The following is a 17,741-nucleotide window of genomic DNA, read 5'->3' on the forward strand; positions in this document are numbered from 1 at the left end:
TTACCACTGGAGTACAGCGTGAAACGAGTCGTAATCAGCCTGTTGGCGATGTCGGTATCCACGGCCCTGATGGCTGCCCCGCCCAAGTTTGATGGCGCGCGCATCTCGGCCGATGTCCGCGAGCTCGCCTCCGACGCCTATGAAGGCCGCTCCCCGGCCACCGCTGGCGAGGAAAAGACCATCGCCTTCCTGAGCAGGCAGTTCGCTGCTGCCGGCATGCAGCCGGGCGGTGACCTGCAGGACGGCAAGCGCCTGTGGACCCAAGCGGTGCCGCTGCTGAAGGGTGACATCGTCGGCAAGCCGGTGCTGTCGCTGAGCAGCCAGGGCAAGCCACAGACGCTGACCCAGGGCCAGGAGATCGCCGTGCGCGCGGCCATGAACGGTGCCAGCGCAGTGGATATCAGCAATGCACCGCTGGTGTTCCTCGGCTATGGCGTGAAGGCGCCGGAGCGCAACTGGGACGACTTCAAGGGCGTGGACCTGAAGGGCAAGATCGCCGTGGTGCTGATCAACGACCCGGATTTCGAGACCGGTGCCGGTGACTTCGACGGCAAGGGCATGACCTATTACGGCCGCTGGACGTACAAGTACGAAGAGGGCGCGCGCCAGGGCGCCGCCGGCGTGCTGATCGTCCACGAAACCGCCCCCGCCTCCTATGGCTGGGCGACGGTGGCCGGTTCCAATACCAACACCATGTTCGACGTGGTCCGGCAGAACCCGGCCGAGGCGCACCCGGCGCTGGAAGGCTGGATCCAGCGCGACCTGGCGGTGGATCTGTTCAAGCGCGCCGGACTGGATTTCGAGACGCTGAAGAAGCAGGCGCAGTCGCGCGACTTCCAGCCGGTGGAGCTGAAGGGTGAAACCTTCTCGGCCAGCTACCAGGTCAAGAACGAGGTCATCACCTCGCACAATGTGGTCGCGCGCCTGGAAGGCAGCACCTATCCGGATGAAACCGTCATCTACTCCGGGCACTGGGACCACATTGGCGTCGGTGAGCCGGATGCGCGTGGCGACCGTATCTTCAACGGCGCGATGGACAACGCTTCCGGCACCGCCGCCCTGGTCGAGCTGGCGCGTGGTTTCGCCACCCAGCCCAGGCCGCAGCGCTCGGTGCTGTTCCTGGCCGTGACAGCGGAAGAAAAGGGCCTGCTGGGTTCGGAGTATTACGCCAGCAACCCGCTGTACCCGTTGGCCAAGACGGTGGCGGTGATCAACATGGACGGCATGTCGCCGTACAGCCCGTCGCGTGACTTCGGCATCTACGGTACCGCCAAGGTCGAACTGCTGGATCAGCTCAAGGACGTGGCCAAGGGCTGGGACATCCGCTACACGCCGGACACCAAGCCGGAAGCCGGCCTGTTCTTCCGCTCCGATCACTTCCCGTTCGCCAAGCGCGGCGTGCCGGCCTTGTCGTATGGCGCGGGACAGGACTGGATCGACGGTGGCGTCGCCGCTGGCAAGAAGGCTTCCGACGAGTACACCGCCAAGCGCTACCACCAGCAGGGCGACGAATGGCAGGCCGACTGGACCTTCGCCGGTGCCGCGCGTGACCTGGAAGTGCTGTACACCCTGGGCGAGAAGCTGGCCAACTCGCGCGACTGGCCGAACTGGAGCCCGGAGGAGAGCTTCCGCGCGACGCGTGATGCGAGTGCGGCAGAGCGCAAGTAAGGCTTGAAGGCTTTGAAGCCCCTCTCCCGCTTGCGGGAGAGGGGTTGGGGTGAGGGCAGCTTCTGCGCAGCGCGCAGCGCTGCCGTGCCTTCAGGCGTTACCGGTAAAGCCCTGCCGAGCATGGCTCGGCACTACAAGTTCCTCTCCTGCGGGAGAGGGGTTGGGGTGAGGGTCGGGGACCCATAAATACATACAGCCCCCAAGAATCCGGTCACCGCACCATCAAGGAAGACCCATGACAAACACCAGCGCCTGCGGCGCGATCCTGTGCCTGGTTGGCATCACCTCCTCGTTGTGGGCCTCTGCCGCGCCCTTGCCGGCAAACTGGCAGATGTTGCCGACCGCGCAGCAGGCGCCAGAGAAAGGCCTGCCGTCAGCCCTGCAGGCACCGTTGCTGGCCAAGCAGCAACGCCCGTTGGACAGGGTGGAACTGCTGGTGGCGTTGCCGTTCGAGCAGGTGCTGCCGGTGGTGCAGGCCAGCCTGGCACCGCTGGGCAAATTCAATGCGCCAGTACAGCGCACCCGCGTGGCCTACATGGATCACGGCTGGGGCAATGTGCTGATCGCGCGCCGCCCGGAATTGAAGGCCGAGTTCATCCGCCGCTACCGCATGCCTGCATTGCAGACGGCGGTGGAGCAGGGCGCGCTGCTCGCCGAGGAACTGCCGCTGCGTGAGCAGCGCCTGCAGCGTGATCCCACGGTCGATGCGATGAGCGACAAGCTGGCCGAACTGCAGGGCAGCTTCGCCAGCTGGCAGGCCAGTGCCGAGCAGAAACACGGCGTACTCGGCCGTGCCAAAAGCACGGTCGAAGTGCGGGTGATGCAGGTCGACGAAGCGCTGGGAAAACCGGCAACGGCAATCAGCTTGAGCCGAACCGACGACTGGCCAAATCCGAACGGTGGCATCGTCGACCAGCTGCGCGAGTTCAACGTGATGGGCGGCGGCCCCTCCCCACGCCTGAGCCGCCGCCGCGTGCCGGAGGCGCTTTTCAATCCGGTCTACGATGCCGTGCGCAAGCTGCCCGGTGCAGCCCTGCAGATCGGCGTCGGCGTCAGTGATTGGCAGCTGCCGGCGCAGGCAGATATTCGCATCGTCGAACCGACCTTGACGGCGCCGGGCGGCAACAAGGACGCGACCGCAGCGCAACGCCTGCTGCCCTTCGGCAGTGGCGACTACTACGACATGCGGCCGCTGGCCGACGGCAGCGTACTCCTGCTCAGCAGCTATCCCGATGCCTTGTGGCGCTGGGCGCCGGGCATGGGCGAGAAGCCGCAGCGTCTGTGGCAAGCCAGCGCGGATGCCGGCCGCGCTGGCCTGAGTGTGGATCCGCAGGGCCGCACTGCCTGGCTGGCGGTACAGCAGCAGATCGTGGAGTACAGCCTGGACCAGCAACGTGCGCTGGCACATCCGCTGCGCTGGGCAGCCGGTGTGCGTCAACCGATCAGCGGCGGCTGGAAGTGGACGCATGACACGCAAGGCCGACCGGTGCCGTACGACCATGCCCTGGACGGCGGTGGTGTGATCCGCGACGTGTTGCGCGTGCTTGAGCCGCAAACGTCGCCATCGGCCGATGGTGAGCCGTGGATCTATGCGCAGCGTTTCGATGCGCCACGGCAAGGTGTGGTTGGTGGCTATCCGGGCAACTCGCTGGTCAAGCCGGTGCGCTGGGACAGGCCGGGGCAGGGTTTCTGGATCGAGGACCCGGCAGGCTTGACCGAGTTGGATGGCACGACTGGACGGGTCAGTCGCGTGCTGACCCTGCCGCGCCGCTTCGGCAAGGTCGATGGCAATGACGACACCGGCATGGCGCAGTGGGTGCCAGCGCCGCTGGGCTCGGCCAAGGGCGGTTGGGTTGCCGTCGGCTTCGTGCTGATGGAAGGCAACCGCCGCGATCCGGGCATGCATGTGGTGGATCTGGCCAGCGGCAAGCTGCGCTATTCGTTGGCGTTGCCGGGGCTGAACGCATTGAATGCGGCAACGGCCTCGGCCGATGGACGTCTGCTGGCCTTGGGCGGCAACGATGGCGGCACCCCGGTGCTGGCGGTGTGGAATCTTGAGTCGGGGCAGTCGCTGTCATTGAATGCCAGCCGCTCCGCCTGCTGGGACCTGCGCCAGCTGCATTGGGCGCCGCAGGGTGACGCGCTGATCGGCCTGTGTGGCGATGGCGTGTCGCGGTGGGCGCTGCCGGCAGAGTGGCGGTCCCGGTGATGCAGGTCGGATTTGTAGGAGCGGCGTAAGCCGCGAAGCAGGTCGATCATCTGATTGCGGGCTTGTCTGGCCCGTCATTGCTGCCGGCTTCGCGGCTTACGCCGCTCCTACAATTGCCCGGCCTCTCCATCCCCGCCAATCCGGGCTTGGTCGCCCTTTTTCGGGTTTCGTCGCAGGCTGCTTGCAGCCTGTCCGGCGGCGCCTATGCTCGATCCCAATCCCTACGGTGACTGCCCCATGTTCGCCAGCCTCTTCCTCGGTTTCCGCATCCTCGCCGCCTGGGCGCTGACGATCCTCGTCGCCGCGTTCCTGTGGAGTGGCCTGTTCAGCGGTATGGACCAGTCACCGGGCTGGATCTTCGGCCTCGCTGCGATGGCCTTGGCATTGTTCGCGCTGACTGCCGTGGTTGGCCATATCCGCCGCGTCACCCTGATTGCCGATCGCCTCGACGCACAGTCGCTGGCCAATCGCCATCGCCGCCAGGTCGAGCTGCCGCTGGATGCGCCCACCGCATTCGCGCTGCTGGAACAGGTCATCGGGCAGATGCCGCGCATCGAGCGCCTGGAGCGCTCGATTGGCACCTTGCAACTGCGCGCTACCCAGCGCCGCGCCGATCCCTACGGCGAGCGTCCGCCATCGCGCTGGAATCCGATGGCGCGGCTGGCGATCAAGCACAACCAGATCACCGCCCGCGTGATTCCCGGTGCGGACACCAGCAGCGTCACCCTGTTCTTCGAGCCCGATGCCGGCGCCTGGGTCGACCTGTGGCTGCTGGATGAAGGCAGCAACTATGAGAACGCCGAAGCCATCACCCATGCCTTGAGCGGCAAGGTCGCCCAGCAGCGCCGCGAAGAACGCGCACAGGCTGCACGCACCGAGGCCGAAAAAGAACTCAGCGTGGCCCGTTTGAACCTGCTGCATGCCCAGGTGGAACCGCACTTCCTCTACAACACGCTGGCCAACGCGCAGGTGCTGACCCGCAGCGATCCGGCCCGTGCCGAGCAGATGCTGGGGCACCTGATCCAATACCTGCGCAGTTCCCTGCCCGGCATTGACCAGTCGGTGTCCACGCTGGGACAGGAACTGGAGCGGGTGAAGGCCTATCTGGAGATCCTGCAGATCCGCATGGGCTCGCGGCTGACGTTGCAGATCGATGTGCCCGAGCACCTGCACGGCGTCAGCCTGCCGTCGATGTCGCTGCAGACCCTGGTCGAGAATGCGATCAAGCATGGCCTGGAGCCCAAGAGCGGCGGCGGCACGGTGTGGATACTGGCGCGCGAGCTGGATGGTCAGTTGACGATCACCGTCGCCGACGACGGCCAGGGCATCAGCACCGACAACAGTGGCACCGGCATCGGCCTGAAGAACCTGCGCGAGCGCCTGCGCCTGAGCTGCGGCGAGCAGGCCACGCTTGCGCTGGTTTCCAACTTCCCCAGCGGCATGGCCGCCACCATCAGCCTGCCCAAGCAGCTTGCCTCGCCACCGCCGGTCGTCGCCGCCGCAACGACAGCTGCGCCGGCAAACAACGCGCCGGGACAGGCAACAGTGAATATCCCGGAGCTGCCCCGTGCATCTTGAAGCCCTCATTGCCGAAGACGAGCCGCTGCTGCGTCAGGCCCTGGTAGCCCAGTTGCAGCGCCTGTGGCCTGAGCTGGACATCGTCGCCGAATGCGAGGACGGTGCCGCCGCACTGGAAGCGCTGGAAACGCACAAGCCCGATCTGGCCTTCCTCGACATCCGCATGCCTGGCATCACCGGCCTGGACGTGGCCCGCGCGCTGCAGCGGCTGAGCCCGCACACCGAGGTGGTGTTCGTCACCGCCTACGATCAGTACGCGATCAGCGCGTTTGAACAAGGCGCGGTCGACTACCTGCTCAAGCCGGTCAGTGATGAGCGGCTGGTGGCGACCCGTCAGCGCGTGCTGGCGCGCAGGCAGAGTGGCAACACCGATCCAAGCGTGCTGGAGCGGCTGTTGCAGCAGCTGGCAAGGCAACCCACCGCGCCTTTGGCCGCACCGCCGCTGGCCTGGATCACCGCCAGCAATGGCCGCGAAACCCGCCTGGTGATGCTGGACGAAGTGCTGTATTTCCGCGCCGACAGCAAATACACGGTGGTGGTCACCGCCGAGGAAGAACTGCTGCTGCGCAGCTCACTGCGCGAACTGACGGCTGCCCTGGACGCCAACAGCTTCCGCCAGATCCACCGCGCCACCATCGTCAACATGAAGGCGGTGGCGGCGGTGAGCCGCGATGACAGTGGCCGCGGCGTATTACGGCTGAAACAGCGCAGTGAAACGCTGATGGTCAGCCAACCCTTCATGAGTCTGTTCCGCGGCATGTGATGCCGCCCCCGCTTGCCGGAGTATTGCCATGCATTACCTGACAGTTTTGATCGGCAGCCTGCTGTCGATGCTGGGCATCCATGAAACCCCCGGGCAGACCTCGGTGACCCGCATCAGCGGTGAACAGAGCCTGCTCAGCCGCACCACCGTGAAAAACGGCGTCAGCCGTTTCCAGTGCCTGCAGAGTGATAGTGGTCGCTGCAATTATCTGCTGTACCGCGAGCATTGCAGTGGCGCAGCCGATGCACAGCTGTGCCGGCGTGAAGGCCTGGGCGAGTTTGTCGTCGTGGTTGGCGCCACCCGTCAGCTCAGTGGCTTGCCCAGTGGGTATTCCCAGCAGGTAACCCTGCAGAAATAAAATCGCCGCGACGAGCGCGGCGATGGGTTTCAAAGCGTGCGACTGGTTCAGAACGCAGGCTGTAGCCGCAAGCCATCGTCACCGATGTGATTGAGCTTGCCGACCAGTTCCGAATGCTGCCGCATGCGTCCGAGTTCACGCATGATGCGCACGTCCTCATGACGCAGCTCGCGGGTGCTGGTGACGGCCTGCTTGTAGTCCAGGACCTCCGGATAGTGCTCAGCCATTTCCAGCGCCTCGGCCACTTCATCCACGCTGTCGGCATCGGAGCTGATGCGGGCGCGGCTGTTGAAGGCCTTCATCCAGCGCTCGAAACCGGCGGTATGGTCGAACATGTTGGCCATGAACCAGATCACGAACAGGATCGATACCCATGAGCCGAGCACGATCACCACGCGGGTGAAGGTGATATGGAAGTCATCGCGCCACAGGTAATTGGTGATCAAGCCAAGAATCAGCAGTGACGATGCCTGCCACAGCACGATCGAGGCCATCAGCCACTGGCACTTGGCCTTGGCCAGTACTGACACTTCCTCGCGTATCTGCTGATCGCTCAGGTTTTTCCAATGATCGACCTGTTTCTCGAACGGGCTGTTGTACAGCTCGTTGTCTTGCAGCAGCAATCCCAAACCTTTGAACAGTGCGATCATGTTGAGCTCCTTGCAGATACTTGCTGGAACGAGCGACGGATGCAGGTTGGTGCGGTCAGGCAGGCTCAGTTCTAGCACTTTCGTCGCACTTGGCAATGGGGGCGGTGCGAAGAACCGACCGGCGGTGTTTGCCGTGACACCGTGACAGCGCGGATTTTTTGCGGTGCGTCATCGTCCAAGCCGAAGGACGTTTCAGTTTTTGTCGAGTTCTCTGCTGCGTTCGCACATGGGGCGCCGGTCGCTGGCACCGGGGCTTGACGGCGGCTGTACGGTTGCCGGATCGGCGGCTCAAGCAAGCCAGCTGCGCAGCCGGACCGGTACGATAGGCACCATGTCATCCCTGTTCAGCCCCGTCTCTGCCGCCGCCACCGCCCATATCCGTCGCTGGGTGCTGGACGCCTTTCCACGTAACCAGAACGGCGTTGAATACGACACGCCGCTGGCTGACCCGGGCTGGTTCGGGCCGGGCAGTGTTACCTGGCGTATCCATTCCGAGTTCCCCGGCATGTTGGCCGGCGGCCTGTGTGCGCTGATGCTGCAGTTGCTGCACCCGCGTGCCTTGGCTGGCGTCTACGACCACTCCAATTTCCGTGAAGACCTGGTCGGGCGGCTGCGCCGTACCACCAGCTTTGTCGCCGGTACCAGCTATGCACCGGCAGCCGAGGTCGAGAAGCTGATCAGCAAGGTTCGGCGTATTCATGCGCAGGTGGTGGGCACGCTACCCGATGGCCGCACCTATGCCGCTGATGATTCGCAACTGTTGACCTGGGTGCACGTCACCGAAGCCTATGGCTTTCTGGAAGGCTGCCGGCGCTATTGTCGTGAGGTGCCGACTGCCATCGCTGATCGTTATTACGACGAGTATCGACGCGTGGCCGAGGCCTTGGGCGCACGTGATGTGCCAGCCAGTGAAGCGCAGGTGCGTGAGTACTTCCAGGCGCAGCAGTCGCAGTTGAGGATGGATGAGCGTTCACGCGAGGTCTTGGAGGTGCTCAGCGATGTGCGCTTGCCGGTGCCATTGCCGGGCGTGTCGCGCGATGTGTTTCTTGCCGCGGGTGCGGCCTTGTTGCCGGAGTGGGCGGTGCAGCTGCTCGGCCGCAGCCGCGGCCAGCAGTTGCAATCGGTGGTGGCGGCGCGGGTGCTGCGCAGCGTGGCGCCGTTGTTCCGGATTGCCTTGAACGATGGCATTTCGACGCGTGCCTGCAAGCGGGTAGGGCAGGACCCAGCGATGCTCTCGGCCTGGCCTGATCCGGCGTAGTGCCGAGCCATGCAAGGCAGGGGCTTTAACAGCAAAAAGCGACCCCACCCCCCCCCACCCCTACCGCCAGCAGCACAGCAACCCCTCCCCAGCCCTCCCCTTGGCCTTCGGCCAAAGGGAGGGAGCGCAAAGCCTTTTACCAGACCTTCACCCGCTTCTCGGGCGCCAGGTACAGCTTCTGGCCTTCCTTGACCTCGAACGCCGGGTACCACGCATCCACGTTGCGCACGGTCAGTGCACGGAACTGGCCCGGTGCATGCACATTGGTCAGCAGTGAATTGCGCAGTGCCTGTTCACGCGCCTTGCTGCGCCAGGCCTGGGCGAAACCGAGGAAGAAGCGCTGGTCCGGGGTGAAGCCTTCCAGCGTCTGTTCCTGCTTGCCCTGCAGTGACAACCGATACGCGTCATACGCAGTACCAAGGCCGGCGACGTCGGCGATGTTCTCACCCAGCGTCAGGCGACCGTTGACGTGTACGCCCGGGAACGGCTCGTAGCTGTCGAACTGCATCGCCAGCGCATCACCGGCGGCGTTGAACTTCTTCAGGTCGTCTGCCGTCCACCAGTTGTGCAGCTTGCCGGTTTCATCGAACAGCGCGCCGGCATTGTCGAAACCGTGGCTGATCTCATGGCCGATCACCGCACCGATGGCGCCGTAGTTGATCGCATCATCAGCGGCGCCGTCGAAGAACGGCGGCTGCAGGATGGCTGCCGGGAACACCAGGCGGTTTTCCAGCGGCACGTTCATCGCATTGATGGTCTGCGGCAGCATTGCCCATTCGCTGTGGTCGACCGGCTTGCCGAGTTTGGCGATGTTGCGCTGGTATTCGAACAGCGAGGCGCGCTGGGCGTTGCCGAGTGCATCGTCCGGCTTCACTTCCAGTGCACTGTAGTCGCGCCACTTGCTCGGGTAGCCCATGTCCACCTTGAGTCCGGCAACCTTGGCCTTGGCGTGCGCCTTGGTTTCCGGTGACATCCATTCCAGCGCATCGATGCGCTTGGCGAAGGCAGCAATGATGTTCCTGGCCATTTCATCGGCGCGCGCCTTGGTGGCGGCATCGAAGTGGCGCTCGACGTAGATCTTGCCAACGGCCTCGCCAACCGCGCTGTTGGTCTCAGCCACCGCACGCTTCCAGCGATCGCTCTGCTGTGGGGTGCCGCTCATCGCAGTGCCATGGAAGGCGAAGTGGGCATCGGCGAAGGCCTTGGGCAGGTAGGTGGCTGCCTCGTCCAGCGCGTGGAAGGCCATGTAGTCCTTCCACACATCCAGCGGCTCGCTGGCGACCAGCTTGGACAGGCCGGCCACGGCCTTCGGCTGCCAGACGATGAAGTCCTGCTGGGCTCCCAGGTTGGCGCCTTCCAGGAAGGCCTTCCAATCCATGCCCGGTGCCTTGCTGGTGAGGTCGGTTTGCTTCCAGGCGTTTGCGCCCTTCTGCACGTCGTTGGTTTCTTCCTGGGTGGCGTGGGCGCGGGCGATCTTGGTTTCCAGCGCGACAATGCGCGCCGCCTTGGCGGCCGCGTCCCTGTCACCGGACAACTCCAGCAGCTTGGCTACATAGCCCTCGTAGGCCTTGCGCAGCTCGGCCATGCGGCCGTCCTGCAGGTAGAAGTCGCGGTCCGGCATGCCAAGGCCGCCCTGCACCAGGTAGGGCGCGTTGCGGTCCGGCTGCAGCAGATCCACCGACACCCACACGCCAAACAGGTGCGGGGTGTAGAAGTTGGTGGCGTTGAGCAGGTCCACGTCGGCACGCAGGCTGGCACCCAGGGCCTTTGCCAATGCCGGTTTGTCGGCAATGCCGGCGATGGCCTGCAAAGCCGGCTGCACCGGCGCGATGCCGCGCGCTTCGATGCCGGCTTCGTCCATGAATGCGGCGTAATAGTCACCAATCTTGCGGACTTCGCCGGGATTGGCCTTGCCGGCTTCTTCCATGATGGCGCGGGTATCGGCCAATGTTTTCTCTGCGATCACATTGAAGCTGCCATAACTGGAGCGATCGGCGGGTATCTCGGTGCGCTGCACCCATTGCCCATTGGCGAAGTCGTAGAAGTTGTCGCCGGCAGCGACGCTGCGGTCCATGCCGTCGGAATCAAAGCCAAAGCTGCCCAGCTGCGGTTTGGCAGCACTGCTGGCGGGTGCGGGTGTCGCGCTGGTATCAGTGGCGGGCGCGCTGGCGTCCTTTGCGCAGCCGCTGAGGGCAAGTGCGGTGCCGATTGCCAGTACCAGGAGAGAACGTTGCAAAGCCATGACGGTATCCAGAGGATGTGTATGACAAGTCTAGACCTCGAACCCCGTTCACAAAGATATTGATTCTGGCACTTGACGGATGTGCACAAGTGCGGGGAATGCGAGAAAATTGGTCACGCACTCTTCACGCCGACGGTGATTGTGCTGCATGCTTGAGCGAACGCGCTGCACGTGGTGTCTGGGGAGACATTCGCAGGGTGGAGTATGTGGTGTTCGCATGCGACCGTTGCAGGTCCCCACCTGCCGGTTCCTAGTTGTAGTGATGCCAGGACCAACATACGCAATGCCAGCTTTCCGTCTACTGATACGTTGGATTCACCGGTGACTCGGACGCCGGCTCATCCATTGCGGGTCATGATCATTGCCGGTGTGGCAGTGGGCTTGCTGTTGGCAGGCGGCATGATCAGCATGTTGTGGAACGACCGCAACAGTCGGCTCGAGGCCGCGCAGCGGCAGTCGGCGGCGCTGGCCAGTGGCAGCAGCCGCTTGCTGCGCGCGCAGCTGGTTACCTGGGAACGCGCATTGCGCGGCACCGCCAGCGACACCCGGGAGTTCTATCGACAGGTGCCTGAGCAGGCACCTGCCTTGTTTGAGGCCAGCGTGCGCGGCGTGCTGGAGCGCAACCAGGACCTTGCCTCCATTACCCTGGTGGATGATCGCGGTGTGCCGCTGTCGGCAGGAGTGGGCGATCTCACGTTGCAGAGTTGGGTGGTTCCGGAAAACCGTCTGCTCAACGGTGGCCTGTTTCTGGGTGCCCTGGAGCAGAGCGCGGACAAGCATTGGGTGCTGCGTGCGGCCTTGCAGGTGCAGCCCGATCAGTGGCTGCTGACACGGGTGCGGCTGGGGGCCTTCCAGGAGGTTGTCAGCGGCCTGGATCTGGGCCGCGACGGTACCGCCTCCATTGGCAACCGCTACGGTCAGTTGCTGGCCCATAGCCGCGAACCGGAACGATTGGTGGGCAGGCCGCTGGCGAAGCCGATGCGGGTGCTGCCGCCATCACCGACGGTATTGAAGCGCGGTGTGGTGACCAGTCCTTTCGACGGCCAGCGCCGCATCGCCGCGGTCAGCGTGCCCACCGACTTCCCGTTGAGTCTGTACGCCTCGTTGTCCTACCGCGAGGTGATGGCTGGCTGGTATCTGCTGCTGTATGCCTCCATTGGCATCTATCTGCTGTATCTGGCCGGTTTTGCCTACCTGCTGTATCGGGTTGACCGCAGTGCCCGACACCAGCAGCAGCTCAGCGAGGAATTGCAGGCCGGCAATGCCGAGCTGGCATTGGCCCACGAAGTTGGCAAGGTGGGTACCTGGTCCATCCATGGCGAACGGCCGATCGTGTATTGGTCGGCGCTGACCCAGCAGATGCTGGGCCTGCCGGGGCGCAGCACTTCGCTGGAAGGGTTCTTGACGCGGGTGCACGATGAAGACCGCGCCTGGCTCAACGACATGCTGGTGCGTGCCTTGGCCGGCAAGGGCGCCTTGAACGCGATGTTCCGGCTGCGCAGTGGCGACGGTTCGCTGCGTTGGCTGTCCGCGCGCGGTGAGCTGGTCGACGATGCCGGTGACAGCAAGCGCCTGGCCGGTGCGGTGGTCGACATCAGCGAGCGGGTCACCACCGAGGCGCGCGCGCAGGAGGCACAGCGCCAGTTCCGGCTGGTGTTCGATCGCAACCCGGCGCCGTTCTGGATTTTCGATCTGATCACCCTGCGTTTCCTCGAAGTAAACCAGGCTGCGATCGATCAATACGGCTACAGCCGCGAAGAGTTCCTGGCGATGTCCATCCTCGACATCCGTCCAGCAGCGGAATGGGATGAGATCCGCCAGACCGCCGGCCGTGCCTTGAGTGGTGATCTGCTGGGGCTGCAGATCAGCACCCACCTGCGCAAGGACGGCAGTGCCTTCCACGTGCAGGCGCATTTCGCCAAGCTGGAATTTGCCGGCCGCAATGCCTGCCTGGTGCTGGCCGAAGATGTCAGCCAGCGCCTGCGCTACGAGAACGAGCTGGCCTACCGCGCCAGTCACCATGCAGGCACCGGCCTGCTGACCGTGCGCGCGCTTTCCGAGCGCCTGGATGCGGGCAGCCGCGGCTACACCATCGCCCATGTGCAACTGCGTGGCCTGCAGATGATCACCGATACCCTGGGACGTGATGCCGGTGAAGAGGCATTGCGCGCGGTGTCGGTGCGGCTGGGCGGGCTGGCCGCCCGCCATGGCCTGCTGGCGCACCAGCCGGCCGAAGACTTCGTGCTCGCGATCGAAGGCGAGGGCGACCCACAGATGGCGCTCAACGCCTTGTTGGCGGCGGTGGCCGAGCCCATCCGCGGCCGCGATACCTATCACCAGCTGGAAGCACGCATCGGCGTGGCCAGCTGCCCGCGGGACGGCGAACTGGCCGAGCAGGTGCTGGGCCGCGCGGCACAGGCCGCGCACGCTGCGCGTGAAACCGGTGTGGCGCTGCTGCACTTCCATACGGGTATGGCGGCGCATTACACCGAGCGGCTGCAGTTGGCCGGTCGCATCCACATGGCCATCGACCGCGGCGAATTCCTGCTGCACTTCCAACCCATCATGGATGCCTCCGAAGGCAGCCCGGTGGCGCTGGAGGCCCTGCTGCGCTGGCCGCAGGCCGATGGCAGCTTCATCGCACCGGCTGATTTCATCCAGCTGTGCGAAGACACCGGCCTGATCATCGCGCTCGGTCGCTGGGTGATCCACGCTGCCGCACGCGCGCAGAAACAGTTGTCTGCCGCGGGTTGGCAGCACCTGCCGATCGCGGTGAACGTCTCGGCGGTGCAGCTGTTCAACAGCGACCTGGTCGGCGAGTTCAGCCGTGCCATGCAGGACCACGGCCTGGCCCGCGGTGCGCTGCAGATGGAGCTCACCGAGAGCGTGCTGATGCGCAATCCTACCCAGGCGCTGCAGACCCTGGGCCACCTGCATGCCAATGGCGTGGGCGTGGCGCTGGATGATTTCGGTACCGGCTTCTCCAGCATGTCCTACCTGCAGCATCTGCCGCTGGATTCGCTGAAGATCGACCGCGGTTTTGTCAGTGATGTCGAAACCAATCCGCGCAACGCCGCCATCTGTCGTGCGCTGCTGTCGCTGGGCCACAGCATGGGCTTGTCGGTGATCGCCGAAGGCGTGGAGACCGAGGGCCAGCGGCGCTGGCTGGCCGCGCATGGCTGCGACCAGGTGCAGGGCTACCTGCTGGGCCGGCCGATGCCGCTGCAGCAGGTACTGGCGATGCTGGCAGACAGCCGCTCAAACTGAGCGGTCGGCGTCCTCGTCCAGGCATTCGACCAGGTAGTCGATGAAGCTGCGCACCTTGGGTGCCAGGTGGCTGCGGCTGGTGTAGACCGCATAGATGCCGATCGGCGGTACTTCCCACTGCGGCAGTACCGGCATGAGGCGGCCGTCGGCAAGTGCCTGATCGATGATGAAGTCGGGTTGGGCGATGATGCCCATGCCGGCGATGGCAGCCTCGCGAAGTACCTCGCCATTGTTGGCGCGCAGGTGCGGTTGTACGGGGATGCTGACTTCACCCTCTGGTCCCAGCAGCTGCAGTGCCTCGCCGGCGGCGGAGTAGGTGTAGGTCAGGCATTCGTGCGTGGCCAGATCCTGCGGGGTGGTAGGAGTGCCGCGTCGGGCCAGGTAGGAGGGTGCCGCGCATAGGCGGATGTGGACTTGCCCCAGGTGCCGGGCAATCAGGTTCGGGGCCGGCTGGCGGATGATGCGGATGGCCAGGTCATAACCTTCCTCGACCATGTCGACCAGGCGGTCGGACAACTGCAGGTCAAGCTCCACCTGTGGATAACGCGCGCTGTAGGCCGGCAGCAATGCACCGAGCCGGGCGATGCCGTAGCTGACCGGCGCATTGATACGCAGCCGTCCGGACGGCTGCAGCGCCTGCGCGCCGACCGATGCTTCCAGTTCGTCGAACTCGGCCAGCAGCTGCACGCAGCGCTGGTAGTAGGCGGCACCGGTGCTGGTCGGGCTGACCCGTCGCGTGGTGCGGTTGAGCAGGCGGGTGGACAGGCGCTTTTCCAGCGCGGCAATCTGACGGGTGACCGCGGCGGTGGAGATGTCCAGGGCATCAGCGGCGGCGCTGAAGCCATTGCGCTCAACCACCGCGACAAACACCCGCATGGCATCGATGGTGTCCATTGTTCCCGTTTCCGCAATAAAACGTTGCTGTCGAGATTATTTGTTGCTGGTGCTCCGGGCAATAACCTGTGTGCTCCCCAAACCCCGTCAGGGAGCCCACGATGAGCAGCCAGCTGCCTTCCCTCTACATCTCGCATGGTTCACCGATGACCGCCCTGGAGCCGGGGTTGGTGGGGCCGCGGCTGGCTGAGCTGGCTGCCGGGATGCAGCGGCCGCGCGCCATCGTCATGGCCTCGGCGCATTGGCTGGGGCATGCGCCACAGGTATCGGCAGCGGCCGAGCCGGAGACCATCCATGATTTTGGTGGCTTCCCCGAGCCGCTCTACCAACTGCAATACCCGGCGCCGGGCGCACCGGCGCTGGCCCGGGAGGTGGCCCAGCGGCTGGCCGATGCCGGCCTGCAGCCGGGCATCGACCCGCAGCGCGGGCTCGATCATGGCGCCTGGGTACCGCTGCGTTACCTGTATCCGGAGGCAGAGATCCCGGTGCTGCAGGTGTCGATCCAACCCCGGCTCGGCCCGAAGCACCAGTTCGCGCTGGGCCGTGCACTGGCCCCGCTGCGTGAGCGGGGCGTGCTGCTGATCGGCTCGGGCAGCATCACCCACAACCTGCACGACTGGCGCAGTTACCACGAGGGCAAGGAAGCGCCGTATGTGCGGCCGTTCATCCACTGGGTGGAGCAGAAGCTGGCGGCCAACGACGTGCAGGCCATGTTCGACTACCGCCAGCAGGCGCCGTTCGCGGCCCAGGCGCATCCCACCGACGAGCATCTGTTGCCGCTGTACTTCGCGATGGGCGCAGCCGGCAGCGACCAGCTAGGCGCACGGCGGATCGATGCCGGCATCGACATGGGATTCCTGGCGATGGACATCTATCGCTTTGACGGCAAGGCCCGATGAAGTTTGCTGGTACAGCTTGGCGTGCAGCACGGGAACCAGCGCTGCACGCTGAGTGATCTGGCGCTGGCGTGATGCGATTGCGAGCAATCATCAAGCACTTCAACAGCAGCAACGCCTGATTGCTGTGGTAATTTCCCGGTATTCATCCGCCACTGCCAGTGTCGGCAGCCTGCTGTCGTGGTAGTGAATCCGTGGAACGGGCATGCACACGATTGAAGTAGTCCTGGCGATGCTGGTGGCGGTTGTCGCCAGTGGCTATCTGGTAAGAATCCTCCCCTTCTCATTGCCGTTGCCCTTGGTGCAGATCGGCTTGGGTGCGCTGATTGCAGGCGTGTTCAATCGCGGCCATGCGCTTGAGCCGGACATGTTCTTCCTGCTGTTCCTGCCGCCGCTGCTGTTCCTGGATGGGTGGCGCATTCCCAAGCAGGGCCTGTTCCGCGACAAGGGCGCGATCCTGGAACTGGCGTTTGGCTTGGTGGTGTTCACCGTGCTCGGTGCTGGACTGCTGATCCACTGGATGATTCCATCGATGCCGCTGGCGGTGGCGTTCGCACTGGCGGCGATCATCTCGCCGACCGATCCGGTGGCAGTCAGCGCGATTGCGTCACGCGTGCCCATTCCCAAGCGGCTGATGCACATCCTGGAAGGCGAGTCGCTGCTGAACGACGCCTCCGGCCTGGTCTGCTTCCGCTTCGCGGTGGCGGCGGTGATGACCGGTTCGTTCTCGCTGGCCGAGGCATCGTTGACCTTCCTGTGGGTCGCTTTCGCCGGCCTGGCGATTGGCGTGGCGGTGACCTGGAGCGTGTCCACCTTCCAGCGCTGGTTGTGGCGCAGTTTCGGTGAGGAGCCGGGCGCGGCGCTGCTGGTCAACCTGCTGATTCCGTTTGCCGCCTACCTGTTGGCGGAAGAACTGCACGCATCGGGCATCCTCGCCGCGGTGGCCGCGGGCGTGACCATGAGCTACGTGGAGCTGACCGGTCGCATCAGCGGCAGCATGCGTGTGCAGCGCAACGCGGTGTGGAACATGGTGCAGTTCAGCTTCAACGGCATCATCTTCGTGCTGCTGGGCGAGCAGCTGCCGGGCATTGTCGAGCGTGCGATCGAGACCATGTCGGTGACTGGCCATCACAGCGCGTGGTGGCTGCTGGTCTATGTGCTGGCGATCAATGCCGTGCTGGTGGTGCTGCGACTGGTCTGGGTATGGCTGTCGCTGCGCTGGAACCTGCTGCGGGCGCGGATGCGTGGCGAGAAAGAAACCACCAGTACCTCGTGGCGGGTGGTGCTGGCGATGTCGGTGGCCGGCGTGCGCGGCGCGATCACCTTGGCCGGCGTGTTGACCCTGCCGCTGATGATCCCCGGTGGTGAGCCGTTCCCTGCGCGTGACCTGGTGATTTTCCTGGCGGCGGCGGTGATCCTGGTATCGCTGGTCGGCGCCAGCCTGATGCTGCCGCGCCTGCTCAAGGGCCTGGAGCTGCCCAAGGACGATGACAGCCGGCGCGAGGAAGACCTGGCCCGCAGGGCCTCGTCCAAGGCTGCGTTGGCAGCAGTGGAGAAGGCACGACAGGCCCTGGTCGAAGGTCAGTCCACCAGTTCCGTGCAGCTGCTCAACGACGCTGCGGCGCGGGTGAGCCTGCTGTACCAGCGCAATCTGGAGAAAGGGCAGGGCCCGGACGAAGACCCGGAGAAAGTGCGGCGCATGGAACAGGCCTATCGCAGCCTGCGTAGCGCCGGCTTGAATGCCGAGCGCGAGGAGCTGTTCCGGCTGACCCGGCGCGGGCAGGTATCGGATGAGATCGCGCGCAAGCTGATCCGCAATCTGGACCTGCTGGAGACCCGGCAGAGGGATTGAGGGTGGTTGTTTTGGGTCCGCTTGTTAGAAGCTTCCCCTCACCCCAACCCCTCTCCCGCAGGCGGGAGAGGGGCTCGGATCACGTCAGCTGCCAGTGCACTAGCCC

12 protein-coding genes are annotated in these 17,741 nt (G+C 64.9%); 9 read left to right on the forward strand and 3 right to left on the reverse strand.

The features are described from left to right. The first annotated feature begins 18 nt into the window (after window positions 1-18). The 5 genes from ACVOLI_RS09240 (at window position 19) to ACVOLI_RS09260 (ending at window position 6,576) form a co-directional block, all read left to right on the forward strand. A complete protein-coding gene (locus ACVOLI_RS09240) occupies window positions 19-1,668 on the forward strand; it encodes a M28 family metallopeptidase (protein ID WP_481534363.1) in 1,650 nt (549 codons plus the stop codon). A 235-nt stretch (window positions 1,669-1,903) separates the two neighbouring features. Beyond that, entirely contained in the window at window positions 1,904-3,877 is a 1,974-nt protein-coding gene (locus tag ACVOLI_RS09245) for a hypothetical protein (RefSeq protein WP_481534364.1), read from the forward strand. 237 nt (window positions 3,878-4,114) lie between these two features. Beyond that, window positions 4,115-5,455: a histidine kinase gene (locus tag ACVOLI_RS09250; RefSeq protein ID WP_481534365.1), complete on the forward strand. Its 1,341-nt coding sequence runs from the start codon at window positions 4,115-4,117 to the stop codon at window positions 5,453-5,455. After that, a complete protein-coding gene (locus ACVOLI_RS09255; protein WP_481534366.1) occupies window positions 5,445-6,218 on the forward strand; it encodes a LytR/AlgR family response regulator transcription factor in 774 nt (257 codons plus the stop codon). The genes ACVOLI_RS09250 and ACVOLI_RS09255 overlap by 11 nt, the downstream gene beginning before the upstream one ends. 28 nt (window positions 6,219-6,246) lie before the next feature. Continuing rightward, complete coding sequence (locus tag ACVOLI_RS09260; protein ID WP_296252488.1) at window positions 6,247-6,576, forward strand: hypothetical protein; 330 nt, start codon at window positions 6,247-6,249, stop codon at window positions 6,574-6,576. 47 nt (window positions 6,577-6,623) lie between these two features. Here ACVOLI_RS09260 and ACVOLI_RS09265 read toward each other — a convergent pair whose 3' ends face one another. Further along, window positions 6,624-7,226: a hypothetical protein gene (locus tag ACVOLI_RS09265; RefSeq protein ID WP_282273375.1), complete on the reverse strand. Its 603-nt coding sequence runs from the start codon at window positions 7,224-7,226 to the stop codon at window positions 6,624-6,626. Between the two features lie 331 nt (window positions 7,227-7,557). On the opposite strand from ACVOLI_RS09265, the gene ACVOLI_RS09270 reads away from it, so the two are divergent. Then, entirely contained in the window at window positions 7,558-8,484 is a 927-nt protein-coding gene (locus tag ACVOLI_RS09270) for an oxygenase MpaB family protein (protein WP_481534367.1), read from the forward strand. Window positions 8,485-8,620: 136 nt separating this feature from the next. Here ACVOLI_RS09270 and ACVOLI_RS09275 read toward each other — a convergent pair whose 3' ends face one another. After that, on the reverse strand, window positions 8,621-10,726 hold the full coding sequence (locus ACVOLI_RS09275) for a M13 family metallopeptidase (RefSeq protein WP_481534368.1): 2,106 nt from the start codon (window positions 10,724-10,726) through the stop codon (window positions 8,621-8,623). A 321-nt stretch (window positions 10,727-11,047) separates the two neighbouring features. Between ACVOLI_RS09275 and ACVOLI_RS09280 the strand changes: the two genes are divergently transcribed. Continuing rightward, a complete protein-coding gene (locus tag ACVOLI_RS09280) occupies window positions 11,048-13,993 on the forward strand; it encodes a bifunctional diguanylate cyclase/phosphodiesterase (protein WP_481534369.1) in 2,946 nt (981 codons plus the stop codon). On the opposite strand, the gene ACVOLI_RS09285 is transcribed toward ACVOLI_RS09280, so the two are convergent. Beyond that, window positions 13,985-14,887: a LysR family transcriptional regulator gene (locus ACVOLI_RS09285; protein ID WP_481534370.1), complete on the reverse strand. Its 903-nt coding sequence runs from the start codon at window positions 14,885-14,887 to the stop codon at window positions 13,985-13,987. The two genes, ACVOLI_RS09280 and ACVOLI_RS09285, sit on opposite strands and share 9 nt — an antisense overlap. A gap of 101 nt (window positions 14,888-14,988) precedes the next feature. Between ACVOLI_RS09285 and ACVOLI_RS09290 the strand changes: the two genes are divergently transcribed. Continuing rightward, window positions 14,989-15,786: a DODA-type extradiol aromatic ring-opening family dioxygenase gene (locus tag ACVOLI_RS09290; protein ID WP_481534371.1), complete on the forward strand. Its 798-nt coding sequence runs from the start codon at window positions 14,989-14,991 to the stop codon at window positions 15,784-15,786. Window positions 15,787-15,988: 202 nt separating this feature from the next. Next, window positions 15,989-17,635, forward strand: coding sequence for a Na+/H+ antiporter (locus ACVOLI_RS09295; protein ID WP_282271877.1), 1,647 nt, complete (start codon window positions 15,989-15,991; stop codon window positions 17,633-17,635). Window positions 17,636-17,741: the final 106 nt, after the last annotated feature.

This window comes from Stenotrophomonas sp. STEN029 (assembly GCF_056760015.1).